Here is a 23,929-nt window from a genome sequence, read left to right on the forward strand (position 1 = left end):
GCGCTCGAGACATCCTCAGGAAGGCCCGCGTCGGGCTCGCGTGGCAGCCGCCCTGTCCGCGAGGTCAGCCTCAGCCGGGTAGACGACCTCCTCCAGGCGCAGGCCGTGCGGCGGCATCACGTGGATCTCCGAGGCCCGCGCAGCCCGTGCCTGCAGGTCCCGCGGCCACTCCATCCCACGCCGGCCCTCACCCACGGGCACGACGGCGCCGACCAGCGAGCGCACCATGGAGTGGCAGAACGCGTCGGCCCTGACCGTGGCGACGAGCACACCGTCAGGCAGGCGCCGCCACGCGTAGTCGAGCAACGTGCGGATCGTCGTCGCCCCGTCACGCTGCTTGCAGAACGCCGCGAAGTCGCGCAGGCCCACGAGCGCCCGTGACGCCTGGTCCATGGCCTCGACGTCGAGCGGCCTTCGCCACCAGACGGTGTCGTTGCGCCGCAGCGGATCCCGCTCGGCCCCGAGGTCGGCGATGCGGTACAGGTACCGACGTTCGAGGGCGGAGAACCGCGCGTCGAAGCCGTCCGGCGCGGGCTCGGCGCGACGCACCACGACGTCGCTCGGCAGCACACCCGCGAGCCGACTCACGAGCGCCTCCCCCGGCTGCCGGTCGGAGCGCCCGGGGAGGGCATCCCACGCGGCACGGTCCACGTCGAGGTGCGCAACCTGCCCGCGGGCGTGGACGCCCGCGTCGGTGCGCCCGGCGACCGTGAGCTGCACGGGCTCAGGCGCCCGCAGCACGGTGGCGAGGGCCGCGGACAGCTGGCCCTGCACCGTGCGCAGACCGGGCTGGACCGCCCAGCCGGAGAAGGCCGTCCCGTCGTACGCGAGGTCGAGACGCACGCGCAGCGCGGACCCGCTCGACTCGCTCATGGCGTCCGAGCCTAACGGCACGCCCAAGGACGCGTGCGAGTCGGCCGTCAACCAGCCCGGACCCGTGCACGTCTTATCGATGAGTGCCGAGCACGGTGCCGGTCTCGCAGAAAGGAAACTCCCATGAACACCATCACACGCCGGGCCGCCGTCGCCGTCGTCGCAGCCGCGCTCGCCGCACCTGCCGCCGTCGCCGCGACCAGCGGGGCCGCCTCTGCCGCACCGTACTGCGGCATCACCTGGGGCTCCACGGCCAAGGCGACGAGCCCCGCCCTGCTGTGGACCGGCAAGGTCACCGGGGTCCGCGCCGGGCAGCACTCGTGCTTCGACCGGCTCGTCTTCGACGTCAACCCAGGCCGGGGCACGCTCGGCTACAACGTGCGCTACGTCAGCGCCGTCACCTCCTCAGGCAGCGGCATGCCCGTCGCCGTCAGCGGTGGGGCGAAGATCCAGATCACCGTCAACGCGCCGTCGACCCTCGGTATGAGCACGAGGACCTTCTCCGGCTGGCGCACGTTCCGGCAGCTGAAGAACATCGGCAGCTACGAGGGCTACACCGACTACGGCCTCGGCGTCCGGGCCCGCCTGCCCATGCGGGCGTTCGTGCTCACCGACGCGGACGGCGGGCGCCGGCTCGTCGTCGACGTCGCGCACCAGTGGTGAACGCGTCGGATCGGTCGCTCCCGGCATCAGCCTGACATACGCCGAGTGGGCACCCCCGTTCGCACGGGGGTGCCCACTCGACTGGGTGCTGCTGGGCTCAGGAGCCGGAGCCGGCCTTCTTGAAGCCGGCGGCCTCGGCGTCCTCGGCCGTCTTAAACCAGAACTCGGCGACCGTCTGGTCGTACCACTGGCCGTCGGGCTCGTGGTACAGACCGGAGTCCGCGTTGCCCTTGACCGTGTAGCCCTCGGGAGCCGAGCCGTCCTCGTTCGCGGCAGCCGCACCCTCTGGGAGCTCGACGGCCTCGACCTCGGCCTTCTCCGCGTCCTCGGCGGCCTTCGTCTCGGCGGCGGCCTGCTTCGACTCGCTCTGCTTGGCGGCGCGCTTCGTGGCGGCCTCGGCCTCCTTGACCGTCGCCTTCTTGGCCGACAGCGGCTCGCGGACGAGCTCGATGACGACCATGGGGGCGTTGTCGCCCTTGCGGGCGGCGATCTTGGTGAGGCGGGTGTAACCACCCTCGCGAGCCGCCATGTCGGGGGCGATCTCGGCGAAGAGGCGGTGCACGACGCCCTTGTCGCGCACGACCGTGAGGACGCGACGACGGGCGTGGAGGTCACCGCGCTTGGCGAACGTGATGAGACGCTCGGCGAGCGGGCGCAGACGCTTGGCCTTGGCCTCGGTCGTCGTGATCTTGTCGTGCTCGAAGAGCGACGTCGCGAGGTTGGCCAGGATCAGCCGCTCGTGGGCGGGGCCGCCACCGACGCGGGGACCCTTGGTGGGGGTGGGCATTTCGTTTTCTCCTAGAAGTCTGACCAGGCCGTCTCGAACGGTGCGCCGAGGGCTAGGTCACGAGGCGGTTGGTCAGAGACGCTCGTCCTCGACGAACGACTGGTCGTCGTCGTCGTTGTAGTCGTCCTCGCCGTAGCCGTCGACGAGGGCCGAGGGGTCGAACCCGGGCGGGCTGTCCTTGAGGGCCAGACCCATGCCGACGAGCTTGGCCTTGACCTCGTCGATCGACTTCGCACCGAAGTTGCGGATGTCGAGGAGGTCGGCCTCGCTGCGGCCCACGAGCTCACCCACGGTGTGGATGCCCTCGCGCTTGAGGCAGTTGTAGGAACGAACCGTCAGGTCGAGGTCCTCGATGGGCAGCGCGAGGTCCGCGGCGAGCGCGGCGTCCGTGGGCGACGGGCCCATGTCGATGCCCTCGGCCTCGACGTTGAGCTCGCGGGCCAGGCCGAAGAGCTCGACCAGCGTCTTGCCGGCCGAGGCCATGGCGTCGCGCGGGGTCATGGAGTTCTTCGTCTCGACGTCGACGATGAGCTTGTCGAAGTCGGTGCGCTGCTCGACTCGGGTCGCCTCGACCTTGTAGGTCACGGTGAGCACCGGGCTGTAGATCGAGTCGACCGGGATGCGGCCGATCTCCTGGTCGCCGGACTTGTTCTGCTGGGCAGAGACGTAGCCACGGCCACGCTCGACGGTGAGCTCCATCTCGAGCTTGCCCTTGTCGTTGAGCGTCGCGATGTGCAGGTCGGGGTTGTGCACCTCGACACCCGCCGGCGGCGTGATGTCGGCGGCAGTGACCGCACCCGGGCCCTGCTTGCGCAGGTACATGACGACCGGCTCGTCGTGCTCCGAGGAGACGACGAGGCCCTTGATGTTGAGGATCATCTCGGTGACGTCCTCCTTCACGCCCGGAACGGTCGTGAACTCGTGGAGCACGCCGTCGATGCGGATGGAGGTGACCGCCGCGCCCGGGATGCTCGAGAGCAGGGTGCGACGAAGGGAGTTGCCGAGCGTGTAGCCGAAGCCTGGCTCGAGCGGCTCGATGGCGAAGCGGCTGCGGTTGTCGACCACGACCTCTTCGGAGAGCACGGGACGCTGTGCGATGAGCACTGTTCAGTTCCTTCCCACGGGCGACCGCCATATGACGCCTCGTGAAACTGCCCGGTCGTGATCCGGGCGGGCCGGCTCGGCTCTGTCTGCGAGCCGGCCCCAGGCACAAGCTCCGCGTATGCCGTCCGGCGGGGCCGGACGGCATACGACGTCTTGCATCAGTTCTTCGAGTAGAGCTCCACGATCAGCTGCTCGGTGAGCTGCGAGTCGATCTGCGCGCGCACCGGGAGCTGGTGGATGAGGATCTGCAGCGAGCCGTCGACGACCTGCATCCAGGCCGGGACGGGACGCTCGCCGAACGTCTGGCGGGCCAGCTCGAACGGGAACGTCTCGACGGACTGCTTGCGGACCGTGATGATGTCGTACTGCTCGACGCGGTAGCTCGGGACGTCGACGCGCACGCCGTTGACCTCGAAGTGACCGTGCGTCACGAGCTGACGGGCGTGGCGACGCGTGCGGGCCAGGCCCGCGCGGTAGACCACGTTGTCGAGACGCGACTCGAGGATCTGGAGCAGGTTCTCGCCGGTCTTGCCGGGGCGGCGGGCCGCCTCCTTGTAGTACCGGACGAACTGCTTCTCCATGACGCCGTAGGTGAAGCGGGCGCGCTGCTTCTCCTGGAGCTGGGTGAGGTACTCCTTCTCCTGGATCCGGCGACGGCCGTGCTGGCCGGGCGGGAAGGGACGGAGCTCGAAGTTCTTGTCGCCGCCGACGAGGTCCATCTTGAGGCGGCGGGACTTCTTGGTGATCGGGCCGGTGTAACGAGCCATGTGTCTAGTTCTCTCTCTCGCTCAGGGCCGGATCAAACGCGACGGCGCTTGGGCGGGCGGACACCGTTGTGCGGCGTGGGCGTGACGTCGCTGATCGCGCCGACCTCGAGGCCGGTGGCGGTGAGCGATCGGATCGCCGTCTCTCGACCCGAGCCCGGGCCCTTCACGAAGACGTCGACCTTGCGCATGCCGTGCTCCATGGCGCGGCGGGCAGCAGCCTCGGCCGCCATCTGGGCAGCGAACGGGGTGGACTTGCGCGAGCCCTTGAAGCCGACCTGGCCGGCGGAGGCCCACGCGATCACAGCACCCGTGGGGTCCGTGATCGAGATGATGGTGTTGTTGAACGTGCTCTTGATGTGAGCGTGCCCGTGGGCGACGTTCTTCTTCTCCTTGCGACGAACCTTCGTCGCACGAGCCTTGGGAGGCATGTTTCTCCTACGTCAGAACTGAATGTCGGTGAGACGTGATCGCGAGGCGATCAGCGTCACTTGGCCTTCTTCTTGCCGGCCACGGTGCGCTTCGGGCCCTTGCGGGTGCGCGCGTTGGTCTTGGTGCGCTGACCGCGCACGGGCAGACCACGACGGTGACGAAGACCTTCGTAGGAGCCGATCTCGACCTTGCGGCGGATATCGCCCTGCACCTCACGGCGAAGGTCACCCTCGAGGCGGTAGTTGCCCTCGAGGAAGTCACGAAGCGCAACGAGCTCGGTCTCACCGAGGTCCTTGACGCGGGTGTTGGGGTCGACGCCGGTGGCAACCAGCGCCTCCTTGGAACGGGTGCGACCGACACCGAAGATGTAGGTCAGTGCGACCTCGACGCGCTTGTCGCGCGGAAGGTCGACTCCAACAAGACGAGCCATGTTGGTGGTTCTCCTGGATTCTGTTTCGCGGAGGTCTGGAGCAGGCACCGGTCCGGGGTCTCGGCCCGCCACTCAGAAGGACGGGCCACCGGTCCCCGGCCTCCGTGCCGGGGGTGACGTCCTGCGCCGACACGACGGTCGGTCATCAGGGGCCGGGTGCTGCTTTACTCAATTTCTTGCGTGCTGTCGAAGTCTGTCGACGGCGAGGGTGGTGGCTCTGCTCAGCCCTGGCGCTGCTTGTGGCGCAGGTTCTCGCAGATCACCATGACCCGACCGTTGCGGCGGATCACCTTGCACTTGTCGCAGATCTTCTTGACGCTCGGCTGAACCTTCATCTGCCTGCTGTCTTCAGATCACGCGCCTGTCTTCGCGGGCCCGTAGGGCTCGTGTCGACCAGGCGCTTGGTTGTGTGTCGGGAGTTGGTGCCTCGCACTCGTCCCGGCCGGACGCGCTCGCTCGCGCGGACTCGTCTCGGCCGGCCTGGTGCTCAGCGGTAGCGGAAGACGATCCGACCGCGGGTCAGGTCATAGGGCGAGAGCTCCACCACCACGCGGTCCTCGGGGAGGATCCTGATGTAGTGCTGGCGCATCTTGCCCGAGATGTGGGCGAGCACCTTGTGACCGTTGGTGAGCTCCACCCGGAACATCGCGTTCGGGAGAGCCTCGACGATCGTGCCCTCGATCTCGATGACACCGTCCTTCTTGGCCATATCCTCCGTCTATCTGTTGGTGGCCGACCCGGACTGAACCGGCCTTGGGGCGTGCCTTGGTGCAGTGCACGGAGCACGCACGAAAGTCGGGCGTCGAGGCACACGACACCCAACGCACAAGACTACGCCAGAACGCGCGGTTCCCGAAATCGGCGGCGGCCGCCCGACCGCACCGCGACCGCACCCCAAAGCGTCCGGGTCAGGTGTGCAGGTCAGCCCTCCAGCTCCGCGCGCCGCAGGTCGACGAGCCGCTCGACGACAGCGTCGGGGATCGGCCGGTCGACCGTGAAGCGGATCGCGCCCCTGCTCAGGGAGAAGCCGTCGAGCTCGGCGGCCACGGCCTCCACGACCGCGGGGCTGAAGGGGAACACCGACAGGTGCTTGGCCGCCGCCGTGAACCCGAGCAGGGGCCGGCCGCCCAGCCGGAGGGCCGGCATGCCGTAGCTCGTGCCCTCCTCGGCGTCGGGCGCCGCGCGGACCGCCACGTCGACCACGCGTTGCAGCGCGGCGCGCTGCTCGGGCGCCAGGCCCGCCAGGTAGTCCCCGGTCGTCCCCATGCCGCGATGCTCCCACCGTTGGCGTGTTCATGGAGGCGGGTTCGTGGAGGCGAGCGAGCGCGATGGGTACGTGGACAGTGCAACGCTGTGCCGTTCGACGACTCCTTCACCTGCTGTCCGCCAGACGGCCTGTGCACGAAAGGGCCACCCATGATCGTTCGCAGCCGGACCGGGACCTTGACCGTCGTGGTGCTCCTGTGGCTCCTCAGCGGCGTCGTCGCCGCCTTCCAGCGCGGCTACTTCGGGTCGTCCGAGCAGAGCTGCAGCCGCCTCGCGACGACCGCCGTGACCATCGTCGCCGGGCCGCTCAACTATGTCGGCGTCAACCCACGCATCGGCTGCTCCACGCCGCAGCCCTCGCAGTGACGTCTCCGCGGAACGTCTCCGCGGAACGTCGCGCCACGTCTCCGCGCCAGGTCTCCGCGCCCCGGTGTGGCGGCGCGGCATACTGACCGGGTGACCGAGCCCGGCGCCGACGCCTCTCCCCCGTCCATCCCCGACGCTCCCCCGGACCGCACGGACACGGTCAGCGCGCCACCGGCCGAGGCCGAGAGCGTCGAGGAGTACCACGCGAGGATCGTGGCTGCGACCGACCACGAGGGTCGTCTGCCTGTCGCGGTCGAGGAGATGCCGGGGTGGGACATCTATCCCTATGAACGGGACTCCCTGCGGCTCAAGCCGATCCAGCCGCTCGCAGACGAGGAACCGCCGCGACGGGGCGAGTCGAGCTCCGACTGCGCATGCGCGCAGGGGCCGGGCGAGGACGACGGGACGCTCGTGTGGAGCAACCCGCGCTGGCGTCTCACGCTCAGCCGGAAGACGGGCCTGCCGCTCATGCTCATGCTCTCGCCCGTCGAGCACCACGACGTGCCCACCCTGCCGACCGCTCTAGCGGCCGAGATGGGTGAGCTCATCGTCGCCATCGGGGACGCCGTCGAGCACGTCCCCTCCGTCGGCCGCTTCCAGCTCGCGAAGTACGGCGACGGCGGCGCGCACGCGCACCTCTTCTTCCTCGGGCGGCCCGCTCGAGCCCTGCAGTTCCGTGGGTCACCCCTGATCGACTGGGAGGAGAACCTCCCGCGCGTGCCTCTCGACGTGCTGCAGGCGAACGCCCGCGTCGTCGCCGAGCGCCTCGTCGTCCACGTCGGAGGTCGCGCGGGCACTCTGGGACGCCAGGGCTAGCGCCGCCGTCAGCGGGCGGGCACCGACTCCCAGCGAGTTGCCAGCCAGACCGGGTCGTGGCCGGTGAGCGGCACCATCCGCCAGGTCAGGTCGGCGTCCGCGCTGCGCATCCGTGCTTCGACGCGGATGCGGTGCGGCGTCTCGATCGCGATCACCTCGGCGCGGAAGGTGTCCTCGTCGACCCATCCCCCGCTCGACACGACGGGCAGGACCGCTCCCCCGGCCACGAGCTCACCCTCGCGCCACGCGCCGACGCCGACCGGAACCCGCACCCACTCGCCCCGGCGAGCGAGCCCGAGCACGTACTCGGCCCCCTCGCGGGTCACCGAGACCGCGGTGTAGTCGGACGAGAGGTCCGACGCGTCCGAACGGTTGAACTCGGCGTACTCGGGGCCCAGCGCGTCACCCCACATCGCCGGGATCTCGAGCCCCGCGAGACGCTCGGCCAGCTCGTGGTCCGCGGCGCTCGAGGCAGGTGCCGCACCGATGGCGGGGACGACGTGGGCCCAGAGCAGATCGAGGGTCGACTGCATCCGCGACTGCTCGGCGGTCACGGCCACGACCGTGTCGTGGTCGGGCAGGACGACGAGGAACTGGCCGTAGGCGCCGTCGCCTCGGAAGCCGAACTCCTGCATCCAGAACGAGTACCCGTAGCCGCGGGTCCAGTCCTCGTCGGCCCCCGGGTCCTCGTTGAGCGGGCCGAAGGCCCGCGTGGCCTCGTCGACCCAGGTCTCCGCGAGCAGCTGGTGACCCTCCCACCTCCCGCGGTCGAGATAGAGCTGGGCCACCGACGCGATGGCCTCCGTCGTCAGGTGCGCTCCGGTGAACCCCAGCTCGCGCCCCATCGGGTCACGGTGCCACGGGATGTCGGGTAGCCCCAGAGGCGTGAGCAGCCGCGGCCGCAGCACGTCGGCGATCCCGGCGCCCGTCAGGTCGCGCACGATGACGGCCAGCAGGTAGGTGGCGACCTGGTTGTACGCGAAGACCGTGCCGGGCTCGCGCGTAGGCGGGATCGCGAAGACCCGCGGCACCCAGTCGCGGGTCTCGCCGAAGTCGCTGCCATTCATCCGGTCGAAGACGTGGACCCACGCGTCCTGCTCGTGCCCGACCGTCATCGACAGGCAGTGGCGCAGGCGCACGTCCTCCCAGCCGGGCGCGACCCGTTCACGGTCGAGGTCCGGGAAGTGGTCGAGCACGCGGTCGTCGAGCGAGAGGCGGCCCTCCTGCACGAGGAAGCCGACGGCCGTCGCCGTGAGCGTCTTCGAGAGGGAGTACGCGAGGTGGACGCGGTCGGCCGCATACGGCCTCCACCAGCCCTCCGCGACGACGTGGCCGTGCCGGACGACCATGAGGCTGTGCAGGCCGAGGTTGTCGCGCTCGACGGCGTCGACGAACGCGAGGAGACCGGCGGCGTCGACGTCCTGCGCCGACGCGGTGCTTCGGGGAAGGCTCACGAGCGTGAGGCTACGCGTGCCACAGGGTGCGTGTGTGGCAGCGGCTCAGCGCAGGTCAGCCGGAGGCGTCGAGAGGGGCGTATGCCGCCCCGTTGGCCTCGAGGGCCGCCTTGCCGCCGTCGATGGCGGTGAGGATCCACAGCCCACCCTCGCGGACCGCGACGGAGTGCTCCCAGTGGGCGGCGCGCGACCCGTCGGTGGTGACGACCGTCCAGTCGTCGGCGAGCACCTTCGTGTCGGTGGAGCCGAGAGTGATCATCGGCTCGATGGCGCCGGTGAAGCCGTCGACGAGCTTGGGCCCCGTCTCGCGCACGGCGTAGTTCGGGATCTGCGGGTCCATGTGCATCTGGGTGCCGATGCCATGACCGACGTACTCGTCGATGACCCCGTAGACGCGGCCGTCGCGCCCGGCCGCGGCCTCGATGCTCGCCTCGACGGCGTCGCCGACCGCGTACAGGCGGCCGCCGACCTCCATGGCCGCGATACCGGTGTAGAGGCTCGCCTCGGTGGCGGCGATGAGGGCGAGGTCCTCGGGGCGCCCTGCCTCCGGGCCCCCGACGACGGCCGTGAAGGCGGCGTCGCCGTTCCAGCCCTTCACCTCGGCGCCGCAGTCGATGGAGACGATGTCGCCCTCCTCGAGCACCCGCGGGCCGGGGATGCCGTGGACGACCTCGTCGTTGACGCTCGTGCACAGCGTGTGGCTGTAGCCCGGGACGAGCTGGAAGTTCGGGATGCCGCCGTTGCTGCGGATGAACTCCTCGGCGAGGCGGTCGAGCTCGAGCGTCGTGACGCCCGGCCGCACCTCGCTGGCGAGCAGCTCGAGGGTGCGCCCGACGAGCAGCCCCGCCTCGCGCATGAGGAGGAGCTGCTCGTCGGTGCGGCCCTGGAGCCGGTTGCGGCGTCCGAACATGGTGCTTGAACGTCCCGCCCGTCAGGCGTGCTGCGGCAGGGCCGCGATGACGCGGTCGGTGACCTCGTCGACGGCGCCCATGCCGTCGACCTTGACGAGCAGGTTCACGAGCTCGTAGTGCTGCGCGAGGGGCGCCGTCTCCTTGCGGTAGATCGCCTGGCGCTCGCGGATGACCTCCTCGGTGTCGTCGGCGCGACCCTCGGTCTGGGCACGTTTGAGCAGCCGCTCGACGATGGCGTCCTCGTCGACCTCGAGCTCGAGAACGGCGTCGAGGGCCTGCCCGTGACGGGCGAGCATCGAGTCGAGCGCGTCGACCTGGCCGGCCGTGCGGGGGTAGCCGTCGAGGAGGAAACCGTTCGTGGCGTCGGCCCACGTCAGGCGGTCCTCGACGATCTCGTTGGTGACCTCGTCGGGCACGTAGCCGCCGGACGCGAGGATGCCCTGGACCCGTCGGCCGAGCTCGGTCTGGTCCTTGATGTTGGCGCGGAAGATGTCGCCGGTCGAGATGGCCGGGATGCCGAGACGCTCGGCGATGCGGGCCGCCTGCGTGCCCTTACCGGCACCGGGCGGGCCGAGGATGATCAGTCGCATTTAGCGGAGGAACCCTTCGTAGTGACGCTGCTGGAGCTGCGCCTCGATCTGCTTGACCGTCTCGAGGCCCACACCGACGACGATGAGGATCGACGTGCCACCGAACGGGAAGTTCTGGTTGGCGCCGACGAGCACGAGGGCGACGAGAGGGATGAGCGAGACGATCGCGAGGTAGATGGCACCCGGCACGGTGATTCGGGTCAGGACGTAGTTGAGGTACTCGGCCGTGGGTCGCCCGGCCCGGATACCCGGGATGAAGCCGCCGTACTTCTTCATGTTCTCCGCGACCTCGGTCGGGTTGAACGTGATCGAGACGTAGAAGAACGTGAAGAAGAGGATGAGGGCGACGTAGGTCGCCATGTAGATCGGGTGGTCGCCCTTGACCAGGTTGTCCTGCACCCACTGCACCCAGCCCGGGTTGTTGCCGTCGGCGCGCGTGTTGAACTGCGCGATGAGGCCCGGCAGGGCGAGCAGCGAGCTCGCGAAGATGACGGGGATGACACCGGCCATGTTGACCTTGAGCGGGATGTACGTGGACGTGCCGCCGTACATGCGCCGGCCCACCATGCGCTTGGCGTACTGCACCGGGATGCGGCGCTGGGACTGCTCGACGAAGACGACGGCGGCGATGACGAACATCCCGAGGAGGATGATGCCGAGGAACGTGCCCCAGCCCTTGTTCTCCTTGATGCCCCACAGCGAGGCGGGGAAGCCCGCGGCGATCGACGTGAAGATCATGAGGGACATGCCGTTGCCGACGCCCTTGTCGGTGATGAGCTCGCCGAACCACATGATCAGGCCGGTGCCGGCGGTCATGGTCAGGACCATGATGAGGATCGTCACCATCGACTGGTCCGTCATGATCGAGTCGCACTGGCCACCGAAGAGGCTGGAGGGGTTGCGCGCGAAGGTGACGAGCGTCGCCGACTGGAGGATCGCGAGACCGATCGTCAGGTAGCGGGTGTACTGCGTCAGCTTGCTCTGCCCCGACTGGCCCTCCTCCTTGAGCGCCTCGAAGCGAGGGATGACGACCGTGAGCAGCTGGATGATGATGCTCGCCGTGATGTAAGGCATGATCCCGAGCGCGAACACCGACAGCTGGAGCAGGGCTCCTCCGCTGAAGAGGTTGGCGAGGTTGAGGAACCCGCTCTGGTCGCTGCCGCCCGCGGCCTTGCCGGCCGCGAGGCAGTCCTGCACCAGGCTGTAGCTGATGCCGGGCGTCGGCACGTGGGAGCCGAGCCGGAACAGGACGATGATGCCGAGCGTGAAGAGCAGCTTCTTGCGCAGGTCCGGGGTTCGGAACGCGCGTACGAAGGCGGCGAGCACTGGGTCCTCCTGGGGGGCCGCGCGGTGGCGCGGCGTCATTCATGCAATCCGTGGAAGGTTAACGCAAAGGCGCAGCGCCCCGAGCCTCCCTCCGCGGTGGCCGACGTCACGTCGGCTCGCGGATGGCGCTCGGGGCGCTGCTCACACGAGGTGTGTGATGGTCACTCGGGCCTGTTCACTCAGTCGGTGAGGGCCGTGACCGAGCCGCCTGCGGCCTCGATCTTCTCCTTGGCGGAGGCCGAGAACTTGTGCGCCTCGACCTCGACCTTGACGGAGATCTCGCCCGTGCCGAGCACCTTCACCGGGAAGCCGTCGCGGACGGCGCCCTTGGCGACGAGGTCCTCGACGGACACCTGACCGCCCTCCGGGAAGAGGAGCTGCAGGCGGTCCAGGTTGACGACCTGGTACTCGGTGCGGAACGGGTTCTTGAAGCCGCGGAGCTTCGGAAGGCGCATGTGCATCGGCATCGAGCCGCCCTCGAAACGCTCCGGGACCTGGTAACGGGCCTTCGTACCCTTCGTGCCACGACCGGCGGTCTTGCCCTTGGAGCCCTCACCACGACCGACACGGGTCTTGGCGGTCTTGGCTCCGGGGGCCGGACGCAGGTGGTGGACCTTGAGGGCGGACTCGCCCGACTTCTTGGCGTTGTCGGCCATGGTCAGTCAACCTCCTCGACGGTCACGAGGTGCGTGACCGTCTTGACCATCCCGCGGATCTCGGGACGGTCCTCCTTGACGACGACGTCGCCAATGCGCTTCAGACCGAGGCTGCGCAGCGTGTCACGCTGGTTCTGCTTGCCGCCGATCTCGGAACGGGTCTGGGTCACCTTGAGACGAGCCATCACGCACCAGCCTTCTGGGCCTGGGCCTCGGCGATGCCCGCGGCGCGAGCCCGGAGCATGGCCGCCGGGGCGACCTCCTCGAGGGTCTTGCCACGACGGGCAGCGACCGACTCGGGGCGCTCGAGGTCACGCAGGGCCTGGGCCGTCGCGTGCACGATGTTGATGGCGTTGTCGGAGCCCAGCGACTTGCTGAGGACGTCGTGGATGCCGGCGCACTCGAGCACCGCACGCACCGGGCCACCGGCGATGACACCGGTACCGGGGGCGGCCGGGCGGAGCATGACGACACCGGCCGCGGCCTCACCCTGGACGGGGTGCGGGATGGTGCCCTGGATGCGCGGGACCTTGAAGAAGTTCTTCTTGGCCTCCTCGACACCCTTGGCGATGGCCGCGGGAACTTCCTTGGCCTTGCCGTAGCCGACGCCCACCGTGCCGTCACCGTCACCGACGACGACGAGAGCGGTGAAGCTGAAGCGACGACCGCCCTTGACGACCTTGGCGACGCGGTTGATCGTCACGACGCGCTCGACGTACTGGTTCTTGTCGTCACGGCTGTCGCGGTTGTCGCGGCCGCCGCGGTTGTCGCGGCGGTCTCCGCGCTCGGTGCGCTCGCCGCCACCGGCGGGGCCGGTGCCTCGACGCTGCTGTCCGGGCATCAGATGTTCCTCATCTCAACAATTGCGTTCACGAAGTTGCTCACAGGGACAGCCCACCTTCACGGGCGCCCTCGGCGATCGCCGCGACCCGGCCGTGGTACTTGTTGCCACCACGGTCGAACACGACTGCCTCGATGCCGGCGTCCTTGGCACGGGCGGCCACGAGCTCGCCGACCTTCTTGGCCTTGGCCGTCTTGTCGCCCTCGAACGCGCGCAGGTCGGCCTCCATCGTCGAGGCCGAGGCCACGGTCTTGCCGACCGTGTCGTCGACGACCTGGACGAAGAGGTGACGGCTCGAGCGCGACACGACGAGGCGGGGACGGGCCGCGGTGCCGGCGATCTTCTTGCGACCGCGCACCTGGCGACGGATGCGGGCGGCAGCCTTGGACCTGCCGCGCTTGATGATCATTGCCATGGCTTACTTACCGGCCTTTCCAACCTTGCGACGGATCTGCTCGCCCGCGTAGCGAACACCCTTGCCCTTGTACGGGTCGGGCTTGCGCAGCTTGCGGATGTTGGCCGCGACCTCACCGACGAGCTGCTTGTCGATGCCCAGCACCGAGAAGCGGGTCGGGTTCTCGACGGCGAAGCTGACGCCGGCGGGAGCCTCGATGGTGATCGGGTGCGAGTATCCGAGCGAGAACTCGAGGTTCGAGCCCTTCGCGGCGACACGGTAACCCGTGCCGTGGATCTCCATCTTCTTCTCGTAGCCCTCGGTGACACCGAGGACCATGTTGTTGATGAGCGAGCGGGTCAGGCCGTGGCGCGAGCGCGAGTCACGCTCGTCGTCGGGGCGCTTGACCTCGAGGTTGCCCTCGGCCAGCTCGACCGTGATCGGCTGCACGACGGTCAGGGAGAGCTCACCCTTGGGACCCTTGACGATGACGTCCTGGCCCTCGACCTTGATGTCCACGCCCGAGGGGATGGAGACAGGGAGTCGTCCGATTCGCGACATGTCAGTGTCTCCTTACCAGACGTAGGCGAGGACTTCCCCACCCACGCCCTTCTCGTGTGCCTGCTTGTCGGTCAGGAGACCGGTCGAGGTCGACAGGATCGCGACACCGAGGCCACCGAGAACCTTGGGCAGGTTCGTCGACTTGGCGTAGACGCGCAGACCGGGCTTGCTCACGCGACGCACGCCGGCGATGGAGCGCTCGCGGTTCGGGCCGTACTTGAGGTCGATGGTCAGCGTCTGGCCGACCTCCGCCTCCTCGATCTTCCACGAGGCGATGTAGCCCTCGGCCTGGAGGATCTCGGCGATGTTCTTCTTCAGCTTCGAGTACGGCATGGAGACGACGTCGTGGTGCGCCGAGTTGGCGTTCCGGACGCGGGTCAGCATGTCCGCAATCGGGTCAGTCATGGTCATGTGGGCTCTCCGCCCTTCCTCACCGGGGTTTCGACCGGGGCGCTCTGCCCTGCGACGGCTGGGCCGTCGTGTGGCCGACCTACGGTGTCAGAGGTGTGTTGGTCTTGGGGTTGCTCTGGGCTCGGGAGCCGAATTACCAGGAGCTCTTGGTCACGCCCGGCAGCTCGCCCGCGTGAGCCATCTCGCGAAGGCAGATGCGGCAGAGGCCGAACTTGCGGTACACCGAGTGCGGGCGACCGCACTTCTGGCAACGGGTGTACGCGCGGACCTTGAACTTCGGCTTCCGGTTCGCCTTGTTAACGAGCGCGGTCTTGGCCATGTCAGTTCTCCTTGAAGGGGAAGCCGAGCTGCTTGAGCAGCGCGCGACCCTCGTCATCGTTGGTCGCCGTGGTGACCACGGTGATGTCCATGCCTCGCACGCGGTCGATCCGGTCCTGGTCGATCTCGTGGAACATCGACTGCTCGGTCAGGCCGAACGTGTAGTTGCCGTTGCCGTCGAACTGCTTCGGCGAGAGGCCACGGAAGTCGCGGATGCGCGGGAGGGCGATCGTCACGAGACGGTCGAGGAACTCCCACATGCGGTCACCGCGAAGCGTCGTGTGCGCACCGATCGGCATGCCCTCACGCAGCTTGAACTGGGCGATGGACTTGCGAGCCTTGGTCACGACCGGCTTCTGGCCGGTGATGGCCGTGAGGTCGCGCACGGCGCCCTCGATGAGCTTGCTGTCCTTGGCCGCGTCGCCGACACCCATGTTGACGACGACCTTGACGACGCCGGGCACCTGCATGACGTTCGCGTAGCCGAACTGCTCGAGCAGCGAGCCCTTGATCTCGTCCTGGTAGCGCTGCTTCAGGCGGGGCTTGGTGATGGTGTCAGTCATCTCAGAGGTCCTTGTCCGACTTGACCGCGACGCGGACGCGGGCCGCCTTCTGGCGGCCGCCTCGCTCGACGGTCTCGACACGCGTCCTGACGCGGGTCGGCTTCTTCGACTCGGGGTCGACGATCGCGACGTTGCTGATGTGGATCGCGGCCTCGGTGTGGGTCAGGCCACCGGTCCGGGTGCCACGCGCGGTCGCGCCGGCCTTGACGTGCTTGGTGACGCGGTTGATGCCCTCGACCAGCACGCGCTGGGTCTCCGGGTAGACCGCGATGACCTTGCCCTGCTTGCCCCGGTCGCCGCCGTTCTTCTGGCTGCGGCCGGAGATGACCTGGACGAGGTCACCCTTCTTGATCTTCATCTTTGCCTTCGCCATGTTCACAGCACCTCCGGCGCGAGAGAGATGATCTTCATGAACTTCTTCTCGCGCAGCTCACGACCCACCGGGCCGAAGATGCGGGTACCACGCGGGTCGCCGTCGGCCTTGAGGATCACCGCAGCGTTCTCGTCGAACTTGATGTAGGAACCGTCGGCGCGGCGACGCTCCTTGACGGTGCGGACGATGACGGCCTTGACGACGTCACCCTTCTTCACGTTGCCGCCAGGGATCGCGTCCTTGACGGTGGCGACGATGGTGTCGCCGATGCCGGCGTAGCGACGGCCCGAGCCACCGAGAACACGGATGCAAAGGAGTTCCTTGGCACCGGTGTTGTCGGCGACGCGCAGCCGCGACTCCTGCTGAATCACTGTCTAACTCCTGTCGTCGTGCTGGTTCTCACCGGTTGCCCGGATGAGCCTTGCCGAACGGAAATGGGGGTGGCTTACTTGGCCTTCTCGAGGATCTCGACGACACGCCAGTGCTTCGTCGCGGAGAGCGGACGCGTCTCCATGATGAGCACGCGGTCGCCGACGCCGGCAGCGTTCTGCTCGTCGTGCGCCTTGACCTTGCTGGTGCGGCGGATGACCTTGCTGTAGAGGGCGTGCTTGACACGGTCCTCGACCTCGACGACGACGGTCTTGTCCATCTTGTCGCTCACCACGTAGCCCTGGCGGGTCTTGCGGTAGTTGCGCTCGTTCGCCTGGTCGCTCACGACCTTCTCCTGCTCGCTCATGCGTCAGCCTCCTGCGCCTTGTCAGCCTTCTTGGCCTTCTTCTCGGCCTTGTCAGCCTTCTCGGGCTTGTCGGCCTTCTTGTCGGCCTTGGCAGCCTTCTTCTCGACCTGCTCGGCCTTCTCCGGCGCCTTGGGGGCGGCGGGGGCCGAGCCGATGCCGAGCTCGCGCTCACGCATCTCGGTGTAGATCCGCGCGATGTCCTTCTTGACGGCGCGCAGACGACCGTGGTTGTCCAGCTGGCCGGTGGCCGACTGGAAACGCAGGTTGAACAGCTCTTCCTTGGCCTTCTTCAGCTCGTCCGCGAGCTTTGCGTCGTCAAGACCACGCAGCTGCTCGGGAGCCAGGTCCTTGGTTCCGACTGCCATCAGATGTCACCACCCTCACGCTGAACGAAGCGGCACTTCATGGGGAGCTTGTGCATCGCGAGACGCATGGCCTCACGCGCCACCGGCTCGGTCACGCCCGAGATCTCGAACATGACGCGGCCCGGCTTGACGTTGGCGATCCACCACTCCGGCGAGCCCTTACCGGAACCCATGCGGGTCTCGGCGGGCTTCTTGGTGAGCGGACGGTCCGGGTAGATGTTGATCCACACCTTTCCGCCACGCTTCATGTAGCGGGTCATCGCGATACGAGCGGACTCGATCTGGCGGTTGGTCACGTAGGCCGGCTCGAGGGCCTGGATGCCGTAGTCACCGAAAGCGATCGTCGTGCCACCCTTGGCCGCGCCGTGGCGGTTCGGGTGGTGCTGCTTGCGGTGCTTGACTCGACGGGGAATCAACATGGTCAGGCCTGCTCATTCTCGGTGCTTGCCGCGGCGGGGGCCTCGGCAGCAGCGGTCTCGTTCACTGCCGGGGCAGCGGCGGTCTCGTTGCGGTCACCACGACGGGCGCGGTTCGGACGGTCACCGCCGTCACGACGCGGACCACGCGACGGGCGCGGAGCGGCGGCCTGCTGCGCGGCGAGCTCCTTGGCCGTCATGTCGCCCTTGTAGATCCACACCTTGACGCCGATGCGGCCGAACGTGGTGCGGGCCTCGTAGAAGCCGTAGTCGATCTGCGCACGCAGCGTGTGCAGCGGGACGCGACCCTCGCGGTAGAACTCGGTGCGGCTCATCTCGGCGCCGTTGAGGCGGCCGGAGACCTGCACGCGGATGCCCTTCGCACCGGCGCGCTGGGCGGACTGCATGCCCTTGCGCATGGCGCGACGGAACGACACGCGGGCCGAGAGCTGCTCGGCGATGCCCTGGGCGACCAGCTGGGAGTCGACCTCGGGGTTCTTGACCTCGAGGATGTTCAGCTGGACCTGCTTGCCCGTGAGCTTCTCGAGCTCGCCGCGGATGCGGTCGGCCTCGGCGCCGCGGCGGCCGATGACGATGCCCGGGCGGGCCGTGTGGATGTCGACCCGGACGCGGTCACGGGTGCGCTCGATCTCGACCTTGGCGATGCCGGCGCGCTCCATGCCCTTCTCCATCAGGCGACGGATCGAGACATCTTCCTTGACGTAGTCGCGGTAACGCTGACCCGACTTGGTCGAGTCGGCGAACCAGCGGCTCTTGTGGTCGGTGGTGATGCCCAGACGGAAGCCATGGGGGTTGACCTTCTGACCCATCAGCGGGCTCCCTTCACGCGGTTGGTGTTTGCAGCCTGGGGCTGCGTGACGACCACGGTGATGTGGCTCGTGCGCTTGTTGATGCGACCGGCGCGGCCCTGGGCACGCGGACGGAACCGCTTCATCGTCGGGCCCTCGTCCACGAACGCGGCCGAGATGACGAGGTTGCGCTCGTCGAACGCGACCGACTCACGGTCGGCCTTGACCCGGGCGTTGGCGATGGCGCTCTCGAGCACCTTCTTCACCGGCTCGGAGGCCGACTGCGGCGCGAACGTGAGCACCGTGACGGCGTCGGTGGCAGCCTTGCCGCGGATGAGGTCCACGACACGGCGAGCCTTCTGCGGGCTGACTCGGACGTGCCGAGCCGAAGCCTTGGCTTCCATGACTTCTTCCTTGGATTCGATGGCCATCAGCGACGACGACCCTTCTTGTCGTCCTTCACGTGACCCTTGAACGTGCGGGTCGGCGCGAACTCGCCGAGCTTGTGGCCGACCATCGACTCGGTGACGAACACCGGGACGTGCTTGCGGCCGTCGTGGACGGCGAAGGTGTGACCGAGCATGTCCGGGCTGATGACCGAACGACGCGACCAGGTCTTGATGACAGTCTTCGTGCCCGCTTCGTTCTGGGCGTCCACCTTCTTCTGGAGGTGGTCGTCGATGAAGGGGCCCTTCTTGAGGCTACGAGGCATTTCAAAGGCTCCTTATCAGCGCTTCTTGCCAGTACGGCGGCGACGCACGATGAGCTTGTCGCTTTCCTTGTGTCCCTTGCGGGTACGGCCCTCGGCCTGACCCCAGGGGCTGACGGGGTGACGTCCACCGGACGTCTTGCCCTCACCACCACCGTGCGGGTGGTCGACCGGGTTCATGGCGACACCACGGACGGTGGGGCGCTTGCCCTTCCACCGCATGCGGCCGGCCTTGCCCCAGTTGATGTTGCTCTGCTCGGCGTTGCCCACCTCGCCGACGGTCGCGCGGCAGCGGACGTCGACGTTGCGGATCTCGCCGGACGGCATACGCAGCTGGGCGTAGGGGCCGTCCTTGGCGACGAGCTGGACGCGCGCACCGGCGGAGCGGGCGATCTTGGCGCCGCCGCCCGGCTTGAGCTCGATGGCGTGCACGACGGTACCGACGGGGATGTTGCGCAGCGGCAGGCTGTTGCCCGGCTTGATGTCGGCCGCGGGGCCGTTCTCGATCGGGTCGCCCTGCTTGAGGCGGTTGGGCGCCAGGATGTAGCGCTTCTCGCCGTCGGCGTACTGGACGAGCGCGATGCGCGCCGTGCGGTTGGGGTCGTACTCGATGTGAGCGACCTTGGCCGGCACGCCGTCCTTGTCGTGGCGACGGAAGTCGATGACGCGGTAGGCGCGCTTGTGACCGCCACCGATGTGACGAGTCGTGATGCGGCCGGCGTTGTTGCGACCACCCGTTTTGGGAAGGGGCCGGACGAGCGACTTCTCCGGGGTTGAACGCGTGATCTCGACGAAGTCGGCGACCGACGAGCCACGACGGCCCGGTGTGGTCGGCTTGTACTTACGGATACCCATGTTGGTTCAGTCCTTGTTCTTCGTCGATCTCAGGCGCCCGCACCGAAGATGTCGATCGAGCCCTCGCGGAGGGAGACGATCGCACGCTTGGTGTCCTTGCGCTTGCCGATGCCGAAACGGGTGCGACGGCTCTTGCCCTGACGGTTCAGGGTGTGCACCTTGTCGACCTTGACGTTGAAGATCTGCTCGATGGCGATCTTGATCTCCGTCTTGTTCGCGCGCGGGTCGACGATGAAGGTGTACTTGCCCTCGTCGAGCAGCCCGTACGACTTCTCGGAGACGACCGGCGCGATCAGGATGTCGCGGGGGTCCTTGGTGTGGATGCTCACTTGGAGGCCTCCTTGTCGGCCTTGTCAGCGCTCTTGTCAGCCTTGACCGGACCGGCGACGAAGGCGTCGAGGGCGGCCTGGGTGAAGACGATGTCGTCGGCGCACAGCACGTCGTACGTGTTGAGCTGGTCGGCGACCAGCACGTGCACGTTCTGCAGGTTGCGGACCGACTTGAACGCCACCTCGTCGCCGCGCTCGAGCACGACGAGCAGGTTGGGGCGCTCGGTCAGACCGGCGAGCACCGCGGCGGCGTCCTTCGCCGAGGGCACGTCGCCCGAGACGATGGAGTCGACGACGTGGATGCGGTCGAAGCGAGCCCGGTCGGACAGGGCGCCACGCAGGGCGGCGGCCTTCATCTTCTTGGGCGTGCGCTGCGAGTAGTCACGCGGCTGCGGGCCGTGGACGACGCCACCGCCGGCGAACTGCGGGGCGCGGGTCGAGCCCTGACGGGCGCGGCCGGTGCCCTTCTGGCGGTAGGGCTTGCGCCCACCGCCGCGGACCTCGCCGCGGGTCTTCGTCGAGTGCGTGCCCTGACGAGCGGCCGCGAGCTGCGCCACCACGACCTGGTGGATCAGCGGGACGTTGGTCTGGACGTCGAAGATGTCAGCGGGAAGCTTGGGGGTCTTCGTGGCCATGTGGATCATGCACCCTTCGCAGCCGTGCGGATCAGGACGATGCCACCGCGGGGGCCGGGAACGGCACCCTTGATGAGCAGCAGGCCCTTCTCGGCGTCAACGGCGTGGATCTGGAGGTTCTGGGTCGTCTGGCGAACGCCACCCATGCGACCGGCCATGCGCATGCCCTTGAAGACACGGCCCGGGGTCGAGCAGCCGCCGATGGAGCCCGGCTTGCGGTGGTTGCGGTGCGCGCCGTGCGAGGAGGAGACGCCGTGGAAGCCGTGACGCTTCATGACACCGGCGAAGCCCTTGCCCTTGGTCGTGCCCGTGGCGTCGACGCGCTGGCCGGCCTCGAAGGACTCGGCCGTGATCTCCTGGCCGAGCTCGTAGTCGGCGGCGTCGGCGGTGCGCAGCTCGACGAGGTGACGGCGCGGGGTGACGCCGGCCTTCTCGAAGTGGCCCGACATCGGCTTGTTCACCTTGCGCGGGTCGATCGCGCCGAAGGCGATCTGGACCGCGGAGTAGCCGTCGGTCTCGTCGGCGCGCACCTGCGTGACCACGCAGGGGCCGGCCTTGACGACGGTCACGGGGACGAGCCGGTTGTCGGCGTCCCACACCTGGGTCATGCCGAGCTTCTCGCCGAGCACGCCCTTGACGTTCTTCTGAGCAACAGTCATGTCAACTACCGCCTCAGAGCTTGATCTCGATGTTGACGTCCGCCGGCAGGTCGAGACGCATCAGCGAGTCGACGGCCTTGGGCGTCGGGTCGATGATGTCGATGAGGCGCTTGTGCGTGCGCATCTCGAAGTGCTCGCGGCTGTCCTTGTACTTGTGCGGCGACCGGATGACGACGAAGACGTTCTTCTCCGTCGGCAGCGGAACCGGGCCCACCACGGTCGCGCCGGCGCGCGTCACTGTGTCAACGATCTTCCGGGCCGAGTTGTCGATGACCTCGTGGTCGTACGACTTCAGCCGGATGCGGATCTTCTGTCCCGCCATCTGAAGTAACGTCTCTCTCTCGCTTATGACTGCCGGTTCCCTTGGCATCCGACCCCCGAGGTCGGGCGTGTCGCGCCCGCTTCGCGGTGAAAGCCGCACACTTCAGTGCGACTCTCGTCGTGGATTGCCCGGCCGAACCGGGTGGCTTGCGCTTCCCTCGGGCCTCCGAGAGGAGTCCGAGCGAGTCCCCGTCAGGAGGCTCTCAAGGGGTGGCGACACCGACATGGGTCAGCGACGCGCGTCAAGCAACCTGGTAAGTGTGCCAGAGCGTACGGCGCACTATCAAATCGAGGCCGCGCGTCGTCGCAGGCCGTGGCCCCTGGCGCGGCGCGCGAGGCTCACAGGTTGCCAGGCGGCCGGTCCTGCCGCTCTCGCGCGCACGCCGCGGTGCCGCCGGGGAGCCGGTAGCGGTGCTCGGCGACCCAGCCGTACGCGCGCGCCGCGACGCGGGAGACGCCGGGAGCCATGAGCAGGTAGCCGACGGGCCGCCAGGGCGGCGCCCCGTGGGTCGCCGCGCTCGCAATGGCCCGGTGTCCTGACCGGATCGAGCCGTCCGCCGTCAGGAACTGCGCGGCCTCGTCGCAGTCCTCCGGCGAGAGGCCGACGGCCGCGAGATCGAGCTCCTGCCAGGGCCGCACGTCGAACCGGTCACGCCGGTCGACCCAGCGCTTGGCGAACTGAGCACTGCGCGTGCAGAAGCCGCAGTCCGCGTCGTAGACGAGCGTCGGCCGGTCGGGCACGTCGAGCGGTGGGGCGTCCACGTGCCCATCCTTCCATGCCGGAGGGCGTATGCCGTGTGGCGGGCAGCTGCCCGCCGCCCCTCACGCGGGGGCGAGGAAGGCGCTCAACGCGCCGGCGTACATCGCCGGGTCCTCGGCGCCCATCAGCTCACGAGTGCTGTGCATCGACAGGGCGGCGGCTCCGAAGTCGACGGTCGTCGCCCCCGTCAGCGACGACGTGACCGGTCCGACCGTCGAGCCGCACGGCAGGTCGCTGCGGGTGACGAACGTCTGCATCGGCACGCCCGCCTGCTCGCACGCGAGGCGGAAGGCGGCAGCGCCGACGGAGTCGGTGGCGTAGCGCAGGTTGGTGTTGACCTTGAGGACCGGTCCGCCGTTGACGCGGATCTGGTGGAGCGGCTCGTGGCGGTCGGCGTAGTTGGGGTGGGTGGCGTGTCCCATGTCGCCCGAGGCGATGACGGTCGTGGCGAGGGCGCGCCAGTAGTCCTCGCGCGTGCCGCCGCCGGCGGTGACGATCCGCTCGAGGACCGACGGCAGCAGGGTCGAGGTCGCCCCGCGCTCCGACGTGCTGCCGATCTCCTCGTGGTCGAACAGGACGACGACCGGCACGTGGGTCGGCTCGGTGGACACGGCGTCCAGCAGGGCCCGCACAGCGGCATACGACGTCGCGAGGTTGTCGAGGCGGGGTGCGGCGATGAGCTCGCGCGAGCGGCCCAGGCGCGCCGACGGCTGGACCGGGTGCGTCATGACGTCCCACGAGAGGACGTCCTCGCGGTCGACGCCCACCTGCTCGGCGAGGTATCCGACGAAGTCCCCCGGCTCGTCGCCGACGCCCCAGAGGGGCTCCATGTGCTGCTGCCGGTTGAGGGTCAGCGCGTCGTTCTGGGTGCGGTCGAGGTGGATCGCGAGCTGGGCGACGCGCAGCAGCGCCTCGCGACCGTGGAAGGTACGCGACTCGACGCCCCCGGAGCCGCGTACCGCGACCCGGCCGGCGAGCCCGAGGTCACGGTCGAGCCATGAGCTGAGGATGAGCCCGCCGTACGGCTCGATGCCGAGCAGCTGCCACCCGGCGCGGGAGTGGTCGGGGTTCGGCTTGATGCGCAGGTTGGGGCTGTCTGTGTGCGCGCCGACGACGCGGAAGCCCGCAGCGGGACCGCCGCCGCTGCCGTGCGCGCCGGTCGTGTCCCACGCGATGAGCGAGCCACCGCGGACGAGGTAGTGGCGACCGGGGCCGGAGGGCCACGGCTTCGCCTCGACGACCTCGGTGAACCCCTCGGCGGCCAGGCGGGACGCGGCCTGCTCGCACGCGTGGAACGGCGTCGGGCTGGCGTCGACGTAGTCGATGAGACCTTGGGCTTCGGTGTCGGTGTCGAACGAGTGCGCCATGGCCCCCGACCCTATCCGGCGTCCCTCCGGCCCCGGGGAGTGCTCCCCATTGGCCGCGTGCGGCGAGCA

General features: G+C 68.7%; 39 protein-coding genes. 3 read left to right on the top strand and 36 right to left on the bottom strand.

All coding sequences use genetic code 11. The annotated features are described in order from the left end of the window. Positions 1 to 15 precede the first annotated feature (15 nt). Positions 16 to 873, bottom strand: coding sequence for a tRNA pseudouridine(38-40) synthase TruA (gene truA, locus H9I49_RS20595; protein ID WP_188032291.1), 858 nt, complete (start codon positions 871 to 873; stop codon positions 16 to 18). 123 nt (positions 874 to 996) lie between these two features. On the opposite strand from truA, the gene H9I49_RS20600 reads away from it, so the two are divergent. After that, positions 997 to 1,536, top strand: coding sequence for a hypothetical protein (locus H9I49_RS20600; RefSeq protein ID WP_188032292.1), 540 nt, complete (start codon positions 997 to 999; stop codon positions 1,534 to 1,536). A 97-nt stretch (positions 1,537 to 1,633) separates the two neighbouring features. On the opposite strand, the gene rplQ is transcribed toward H9I49_RS20600, so the two are convergent. The 8 genes from rplQ to H9I49_RS20640 form a co-directional block, all read right to left on the bottom strand. Further along, positions 1,634 to 2,323 (bottom strand): 50S ribosomal protein L17, encoded by a 690-nt coding sequence (gene rplQ / locus H9I49_RS20605; RefSeq protein WP_188032293.1) that lies wholly within the window; start codon positions 2,321 to 2,323, stop codon positions 1,634 to 1,636. Between the two features lie 72 nt (positions 2,324 to 2,395). After that, positions 2,396 to 3,427, bottom strand: coding sequence for a DNA-directed RNA polymerase subunit alpha (locus H9I49_RS20610; protein ID WP_188032294.1), 1,032 nt, complete (start codon positions 3,425 to 3,427; stop codon positions 2,396 to 2,398). Between the two features lie 158 nt (positions 3,428 to 3,585). Beyond that, entirely contained in the window at positions 3,586 to 4,194 is a 609-nt protein-coding gene (gene rpsD, locus H9I49_RS20615) for a 30S ribosomal protein S4 (RefSeq protein WP_188032295.1), read from the bottom strand. A 32-nt stretch (positions 4,195 to 4,226) separates the two neighbouring features. After that, entirely contained in the window at positions 4,227 to 4,622 is a 396-nt protein-coding gene (gene rpsK / locus H9I49_RS20620) for a 30S ribosomal protein S11 (protein ID WP_188032296.1), read from the bottom strand. A 56-nt stretch (positions 4,623 to 4,678) separates the two neighbouring features. Then, the gene (gene rpsM, locus H9I49_RS20625; protein ID WP_188032297.1) at positions 4,679 to 5,053 is read right to left on the bottom strand and encodes a 30S ribosomal protein S13; all 375 of its coding nucleotides are present in this window, start codon (positions 5,051 to 5,053) and stop codon (positions 4,679 to 4,681) included. Positions 5,054 to 5,274: 221 nt separating this feature from the next. Then, the gene (rpmJ, locus tag H9I49_RS20630) at positions 5,275 to 5,388 is read right to left on the bottom strand and encodes a 50S ribosomal protein L36 (protein WP_006592630.1); all 114 of its coding nucleotides are present in this window, start codon (positions 5,386 to 5,388) and stop codon (positions 5,275 to 5,277) included. 152 nt (positions 5,389 to 5,540) lie between these two features. Next, positions 5,541 to 5,762 (bottom strand): translation initiation factor IF-1, encoded by a 222-nt coding sequence (gene infA / locus H9I49_RS20635; RefSeq protein ID WP_006946284.1) that lies wholly within the window; start codon positions 5,760 to 5,762, stop codon positions 5,541 to 5,543. 212 nt (positions 5,763 to 5,974) lie between these two features. Then, entirely contained in the window at positions 5,975 to 6,319 is a 345-nt protein-coding gene (locus H9I49_RS20640; RefSeq protein ID WP_188032298.1) for an iron chaperone, read from the bottom strand. Between the two features lie 150 nt (positions 6,320 to 6,469). On the opposite strand from H9I49_RS20640, the gene H9I49_RS20645 reads away from it, so the two are divergent. Further along, the gene (locus tag H9I49_RS20645) at positions 6,470 to 6,685 is read left to right on the top strand and encodes a hypothetical protein (RefSeq protein WP_188032299.1); all 216 of its coding nucleotides are present in this window, start codon (positions 6,470 to 6,472) and stop codon (positions 6,683 to 6,685) included. Positions 6,686 to 6,775: 90 nt separating this feature from the next. Next, positions 6,776 to 7,501, top strand: a complete 726-nt coding sequence (locus H9I49_RS20650; protein WP_255524170.1) for a hypothetical protein — start codon at positions 6,776 to 6,778, stop codon at positions 7,499 to 7,501. A gap of 8 nt (positions 7,502 to 7,509) precedes the next feature. Here H9I49_RS20650 and H9I49_RS20655 read toward each other — a convergent pair whose 3' ends face one another. The 27 genes from H9I49_RS20655 to H9I49_RS20785 all read right to left on the bottom strand — a co-directional run bounded on the left by H9I49_RS20655 (position 7,510) and on the right by H9I49_RS20785 (position 23,860). Then, positions 7,510 to 8,955, bottom strand: a complete 1,446-nt coding sequence (locus H9I49_RS20655; RefSeq protein WP_188032300.1) for a serine hydrolase domain-containing protein — start codon at positions 8,953 to 8,955, stop codon at positions 7,510 to 7,512. Positions 8,956 to 9,010: 55 nt separating this feature from the next. Further along, positions 9,011 to 9,865: a type I methionyl aminopeptidase gene (gene map, locus H9I49_RS20660; RefSeq protein WP_188032301.1), complete on the bottom strand. Its 855-nt coding sequence runs from the start codon at positions 9,863 to 9,865 to the stop codon at positions 9,011 to 9,013. Positions 9,866 to 9,886: 21 nt separating this feature from the next. Then, the gene (locus H9I49_RS20665; protein WP_188032302.1) at positions 9,887 to 10,456 is read right to left on the bottom strand and encodes an adenylate kinase; all 570 of its coding nucleotides are present in this window, start codon (positions 10,454 to 10,456) and stop codon (positions 9,887 to 9,889) included. Continuing rightward, positions 10,457 to 11,782, bottom strand: a complete 1,326-nt coding sequence (secY, locus tag H9I49_RS20670) for a preprotein translocase subunit SecY (RefSeq protein WP_188032406.1) — start codon at positions 11,780 to 11,782, stop codon at positions 10,457 to 10,459. Positions 11,783 to 11,961: 179 nt separating this feature from the next. After that, on the bottom strand, positions 11,962 to 12,438 hold the full coding sequence (gene rplO, locus H9I49_RS20675; protein WP_188032303.1) for a 50S ribosomal protein L15: 477 nt from the start codon (positions 12,436 to 12,438) through the stop codon (positions 11,962 to 11,964). Positions 12,439 to 12,440: 2 nt separating this feature from the next. Next, complete coding sequence (gene rpmD, locus H9I49_RS20680) at positions 12,441 to 12,623, bottom strand: 50S ribosomal protein L30 (protein WP_045191891.1); 183 nt, start codon at positions 12,621 to 12,623, stop codon at positions 12,441 to 12,443. Beyond that, a complete protein-coding gene (rpsE, locus tag H9I49_RS20685; RefSeq protein WP_188032304.1) occupies positions 12,623 to 13,279 on the bottom strand; it encodes a 30S ribosomal protein S5 in 657 nt (218 codons plus the stop codon). Before rpsE ends, rpmD begins: the two co-directional genes overlap by 1 nt. Before the next feature lie 40 nt (positions 13,280 to 13,319). After that, positions 13,320 to 13,694: a 50S ribosomal protein L18 gene (gene rplR, locus H9I49_RS20690; protein WP_304650678.1), complete on the bottom strand. Its 375-nt coding sequence runs from the start codon at positions 13,692 to 13,694 to the stop codon at positions 13,320 to 13,322. A gap of 3 nt (positions 13,695 to 13,697) precedes the next feature. Next, positions 13,698 to 14,234: a 50S ribosomal protein L6 gene (gene rplF, locus H9I49_RS20695; RefSeq protein ID WP_188032305.1), complete on the bottom strand. Its 537-nt coding sequence runs from the start codon at positions 14,232 to 14,234 to the stop codon at positions 13,698 to 13,700. A gap of 12 nt (positions 14,235 to 14,246) precedes the next feature. Beyond that, the gene (gene rpsH, locus H9I49_RS20700; protein WP_045191896.1) at positions 14,247 to 14,645 is read right to left on the bottom strand and encodes a 30S ribosomal protein S8; all 399 of its coding nucleotides are present in this window, start codon (positions 14,643 to 14,645) and stop codon (positions 14,247 to 14,249) included. Positions 14,646 to 14,778: 133 nt separating this feature from the next. Then, positions 14,779 to 14,964 (bottom strand): type Z 30S ribosomal protein S14, encoded by a 186-nt coding sequence (locus H9I49_RS20705; protein ID WP_020143231.1) that lies wholly within the window; start codon positions 14,962 to 14,964, stop codon positions 14,779 to 14,781. Position 14,965: 1 nt separating this feature from the next. After that, the gene (gene rplE, locus H9I49_RS20710; protein ID WP_188032306.1) at positions 14,966 to 15,526 is read right to left on the bottom strand and encodes a 50S ribosomal protein L5; all 561 of its coding nucleotides are present in this window, start codon (positions 15,524 to 15,526) and stop codon (positions 14,966 to 14,968) included. A gap of 1 nt (position 15,527) precedes the next feature. Next, entirely contained in the window at positions 15,528 to 15,899 is a 372-nt protein-coding gene (rplX, locus tag H9I49_RS20715; protein ID WP_223129054.1) for a 50S ribosomal protein L24, read from the bottom strand. Positions 15,900 to 15,901: 2 nt separating this feature from the next. Further along, positions 15,902 to 16,270: a 50S ribosomal protein L14 gene (gene rplN / locus H9I49_RS20720; RefSeq protein WP_142181405.1), complete on the bottom strand. Its 369-nt coding sequence runs from the start codon at positions 16,268 to 16,270 to the stop codon at positions 15,902 to 15,904. Between the two features lie 74 nt (positions 16,271 to 16,344). Continuing rightward, positions 16,345 to 16,635, bottom strand: a complete 291-nt coding sequence (rpsQ, locus tag H9I49_RS20725) for a 30S ribosomal protein S17 (RefSeq protein WP_188032307.1) — start codon at positions 16,633 to 16,635, stop codon at positions 16,345 to 16,347. Next, positions 16,632 to 17,000: a 50S ribosomal protein L29 gene (gene rpmC / locus H9I49_RS20730; protein ID WP_188032308.1), complete on the bottom strand. Its 369-nt coding sequence runs from the start codon at positions 16,998 to 17,000 to the stop codon at positions 16,632 to 16,634. The genes rpsQ and rpmC overlap by 4 nt, the downstream gene beginning before the upstream one ends. Next, positions 17,000 to 17,419: a 50S ribosomal protein L16 gene (gene rplP, locus H9I49_RS20735; protein ID WP_188032309.1), complete on the bottom strand. Its 420-nt coding sequence runs from the start codon at positions 17,417 to 17,419 to the stop codon at positions 17,000 to 17,002. Before rplP ends, rpmC begins: the two co-directional genes overlap by 1 nt. Before the next feature lie 2 nt (positions 17,420 to 17,421). Continuing rightward, positions 17,422 to 18,246 carry a 30S ribosomal protein S3 gene (rpsC, locus tag H9I49_RS20740; protein ID WP_188032310.1) on the bottom strand — a complete coding sequence of 275 codons (825 nt, stop codon included), beginning with the start codon at positions 18,244 to 18,246 and terminating at the stop codon, positions 17,422 to 17,424. Next, complete coding sequence (rplV, locus tag H9I49_RS20745) at positions 18,246 to 18,629, bottom strand: 50S ribosomal protein L22 (protein WP_188032311.1); 384 nt, start codon at positions 18,627 to 18,629, stop codon at positions 18,246 to 18,248. Before rplV ends, rpsC begins: the two co-directional genes overlap by 1 nt. 26 nt (positions 18,630 to 18,655) lie before the next feature. After that, positions 18,656 to 18,937, bottom strand: a complete 282-nt coding sequence (gene rpsS / locus H9I49_RS20750; RefSeq protein ID WP_141823434.1) for a 30S ribosomal protein S19 — start codon at positions 18,935 to 18,937, stop codon at positions 18,656 to 18,658. A gap of 15 nt (positions 18,938 to 18,952) precedes the next feature. Then, a complete protein-coding gene (gene rplB, locus H9I49_RS20755) occupies positions 18,953 to 19,789 on the bottom strand; it encodes a 50S ribosomal protein L2 (RefSeq protein ID WP_188032312.1) in 837 nt (278 codons plus the stop codon). Between the two features lie 29 nt (positions 19,790 to 19,818). Next, a complete protein-coding gene (gene rplW / locus H9I49_RS20760) occupies positions 19,819 to 20,118 on the bottom strand; it encodes a 50S ribosomal protein L23 (protein ID WP_188032313.1) in 300 nt (99 codons plus the stop codon). Then, positions 20,115 to 20,762 carry a 50S ribosomal protein L4 gene (gene rplD, locus H9I49_RS20765; protein WP_188032314.1) on the bottom strand — a complete coding sequence of 216 codons (648 nt, stop codon included), beginning with the start codon at positions 20,760 to 20,762 and terminating at the stop codon, positions 20,115 to 20,117. The genes rplW and rplD overlap by 4 nt, the downstream gene beginning before the upstream one ends. Continuing rightward, the gene (rplC, locus tag H9I49_RS20770; RefSeq protein WP_188032315.1) at positions 20,759 to 21,412 is read right to left on the bottom strand and encodes a 50S ribosomal protein L3; all 654 of its coding nucleotides are present in this window, start codon (positions 21,410 to 21,412) and stop codon (positions 20,759 to 20,761) included. Before rplC ends, rplD begins: the two co-directional genes overlap by 4 nt. A gap of 13 nt (positions 21,413 to 21,425) precedes the next feature. After that, complete coding sequence (gene rpsJ, locus H9I49_RS20775) at positions 21,426 to 21,734, bottom strand: 30S ribosomal protein S10 (RefSeq protein WP_009775966.1); 309 nt, start codon at positions 21,732 to 21,734, stop codon at positions 21,426 to 21,428. A 338-nt stretch (positions 21,735 to 22,072) separates the two neighbouring features. Next, entirely contained in the window at positions 22,073 to 22,495 is a 423-nt protein-coding gene (locus H9I49_RS20780; protein ID WP_188032316.1) for a DUF393 domain-containing protein, read from the bottom strand. Positions 22,496 to 22,555: 60 nt separating this feature from the next. Next, the gene (locus H9I49_RS20785) at positions 22,556 to 23,860 is read right to left on the bottom strand and encodes a M18 family aminopeptidase (protein ID WP_188032317.1); all 1,305 of its coding nucleotides are present in this window, start codon (positions 23,858 to 23,860) and stop codon (positions 22,556 to 22,558) included. Positions 23,861 to 23,929: the final 69 nt, after the last annotated feature.

Origin of the sequence: Terrabacter sp. MAHUQ-38 (genome assembly GCF_014518425.1) — a bacterium.
Classification (GTDB): Bacteria; Actinomycetota; Actinomycetes; order Actinomycetales; family Dermatophilaceae; genus Terrabacter.

What these genes read in the sequence shown, in the direction of transcription:
- truA (WP_188032291.1), bottom strand. Translation starts at nt 873, where the DNA reads ATGAGCGAGTCGAGCGGGTCCGCGCTGCGCGTGCGTCTCGACCTCGCG.
- H9I49_RS20600 (WP_188032292.1), top strand. Translation starts at nt 997, where the DNA reads ATGAACACCATCACACGCCGGGCCGCCGTCGCCGTCGTCGCAGCCGCG.
- rplQ (WP_188032293.1), bottom strand. Translation starts at nt 2,323, where the DNA reads ATGCCCACCCCCACCAAGGGTCCCCGCGTCGGTGGCGGCCCCGCCCAC.
- rpsD (WP_188032295.1), bottom strand. Translation starts at nt 4,194, where the DNA reads ATGGCTCGTTACACCGGCCCGATCACCAAGAAGTCCCGCCGCCTCAAG.
- rpsK (WP_188032296.1), bottom strand. Translation starts at nt 4,622, where the DNA reads ATGCCTCCCAAGGCTCGTGCGACGAAGGTTCGTCGCAAGGAGAAGAAG.
- rpsM (WP_188032297.1), bottom strand. Translation starts at nt 5,053, where the DNA reads ATGGCTCGTCTTGTTGGAGTCGACCTTCCGCGCGACAAGCGCGTCGAG.
- rpmJ (WP_006592630.1), bottom strand. Translation starts at nt 5,388, where the DNA reads ATGAAGGTTCAGCCGAGCGTCAAGAAGATCTGCGACAAGTGCAAGGTG.
- infA (WP_006946284.1), bottom strand. Translation starts at nt 5,762, where the DNA reads ATGGCCAAGAAGGACGGTGTCATCGAGATCGAGGGCACGATCGTCGAG.
- H9I49_RS20640 (WP_188032298.1), bottom strand. Translation starts at nt 6,319, where the DNA reads ATGGGGACGACCGGGGACTACCTGGCGGGCCTGGCGCCCGAGCAGCGC.
- H9I49_RS20645 (WP_188032299.1), top strand. Translation starts at nt 6,470, where the DNA reads ATGATCGTTCGCAGCCGGACCGGGACCTTGACCGTCGTGGTGCTCCTG.
- map (WP_188032301.1), bottom strand. Translation starts at nt 9,865, where the DNA reads ATGTTCGGACGCCGCAACCGGCTCCAGGGCCGCACCGACGAGCAGCTC.
- H9I49_RS20665 (WP_188032302.1), bottom strand. Translation starts at nt 10,456, where the DNA reads ATGCGACTGATCATCCTCGGCCCGCCCGGTGCCGGTAAGGGCACGCAG.
- rplO (WP_188032303.1), bottom strand. Translation starts at nt 12,438, where the DNA reads ATGGCCGACAACGCCAAGAAGTCGGGCGAGTCCGCCCTCAAGGTCCAC.
- rpmD (WP_045191891.1), bottom strand. Translation starts at nt 12,623, where the DNA reads ATGGCTCGTCTCAAGGTGACCCAGACCCGTTCCGAGATCGGCGGCAAG.
- rpsE (WP_188032304.1), bottom strand. Translation starts at nt 13,279, where the DNA reads ATGCCCGGACAGCAGCGTCGAGGCACCGGCCCCGCCGGTGGCGGCGAG.
- rplR (WP_304650678.1), bottom strand. Translation starts at nt 13,694, where the DNA reads ATGGCAATGATCATCAAGCGCGGCAGGTCCAAGGCTGCCGCCCGCATC.
- rplF (WP_188032305.1), bottom strand. Translation starts at nt 14,234, where the DNA reads ATGTCGCGAATCGGACGACTCCCTGTCTCCATCCCCTCGGGCGTGGAC.
- rpsH (WP_045191896.1), bottom strand. Translation starts at nt 14,645, where the DNA reads ATGACCATGACTGACCCGATTGCGGACATGCTGACCCGCGTCCGGAAC.
- H9I49_RS20705 (WP_020143231.1), bottom strand. Translation starts at nt 14,964, where the DNA reads ATGGCCAAGACCGCGCTCGTTAACAAGGCGAACCGGAAGCCGAAGTTC.
- rplE (WP_188032306.1), bottom strand. Translation starts at nt 15,526, where the DNA reads ATGACTGACACCATCACCAAGCCCCGCCTGAAGCAGCGCTACCAGGAC.
- rplX (WP_223129054.1), bottom strand. Translation starts at nt 15,899, where the DNA reads ATGGCGAAGGCAAAGATGAAGATCAAGAAGGGTGACCTCGTCCAGGTC.
- rpsQ (WP_188032307.1), bottom strand. Translation starts at nt 16,635, where the DNA reads ATGAGCGAGCAGGAGAAGGTCGTGAGCGACCAGGCGAACGAGCGCAAC.
- rpmC (WP_188032308.1), bottom strand. Translation starts at nt 17,000, where the DNA reads ATGGCAGTCGGAACCAAGGACCTGGCTCCCGAGCAGCTGCGTGGTCTT.
- rplP (WP_188032309.1), bottom strand. Translation starts at nt 17,419, where the DNA reads ATGTTGATTCCCCGTCGAGTCAAGCACCGCAAGCAGCACCACCCGAAC.
- rpsC (WP_188032310.1), bottom strand. Translation starts at nt 18,246, where the DNA reads ATGGGTCAGAAGGTCAACCCCCATGGCTTCCGTCTGGGCATCACCACC.
- rplV (WP_188032311.1), bottom strand. Translation starts at nt 18,629, where the DNA reads ATGGAAGCCAAGGCTTCGGCTCGGCACGTCCGAGTCAGCCCGCAGAAG.
- rpsS (WP_141823434.1), bottom strand. Translation starts at nt 18,937, where the DNA reads ATGCCTCGTAGCCTCAAGAAGGGCCCCTTCATCGACGACCACCTCCAG.
- rplB (WP_188032312.1), bottom strand. Translation starts at nt 19,789, where the DNA reads ATGGGTATCCGTAAGTACAAGCCGACCACACCGGGCCGTCGTGGCTCG.
- rplD (WP_188032314.1), bottom strand. Translation starts at nt 20,762, where the DNA reads ATGATCCACATGGCCACGAAGACCCCCAAGCTTCCCGCTGACATCTTC.
- rplC (WP_188032315.1), bottom strand. Translation starts at nt 21,412, where the DNA reads ATGACTGTTGCTCAGAAGAACGTCAAGGGCGTGCTCGGCGAGAAGCTC.
- rpsJ (WP_009775966.1), bottom strand. Translation starts at nt 21,734, where the DNA reads ATGGCGGGACAGAAGATCCGCATCCGGCTGAAGTCGTACGACCACGAG.
- H9I49_RS20785 (WP_188032317.1), bottom strand. Translation starts at nt 23,860, where the DNA reads ATGGCGCACTCGTTCGACACCGACACCGAAGCCCAAGGTCTCATCGAC.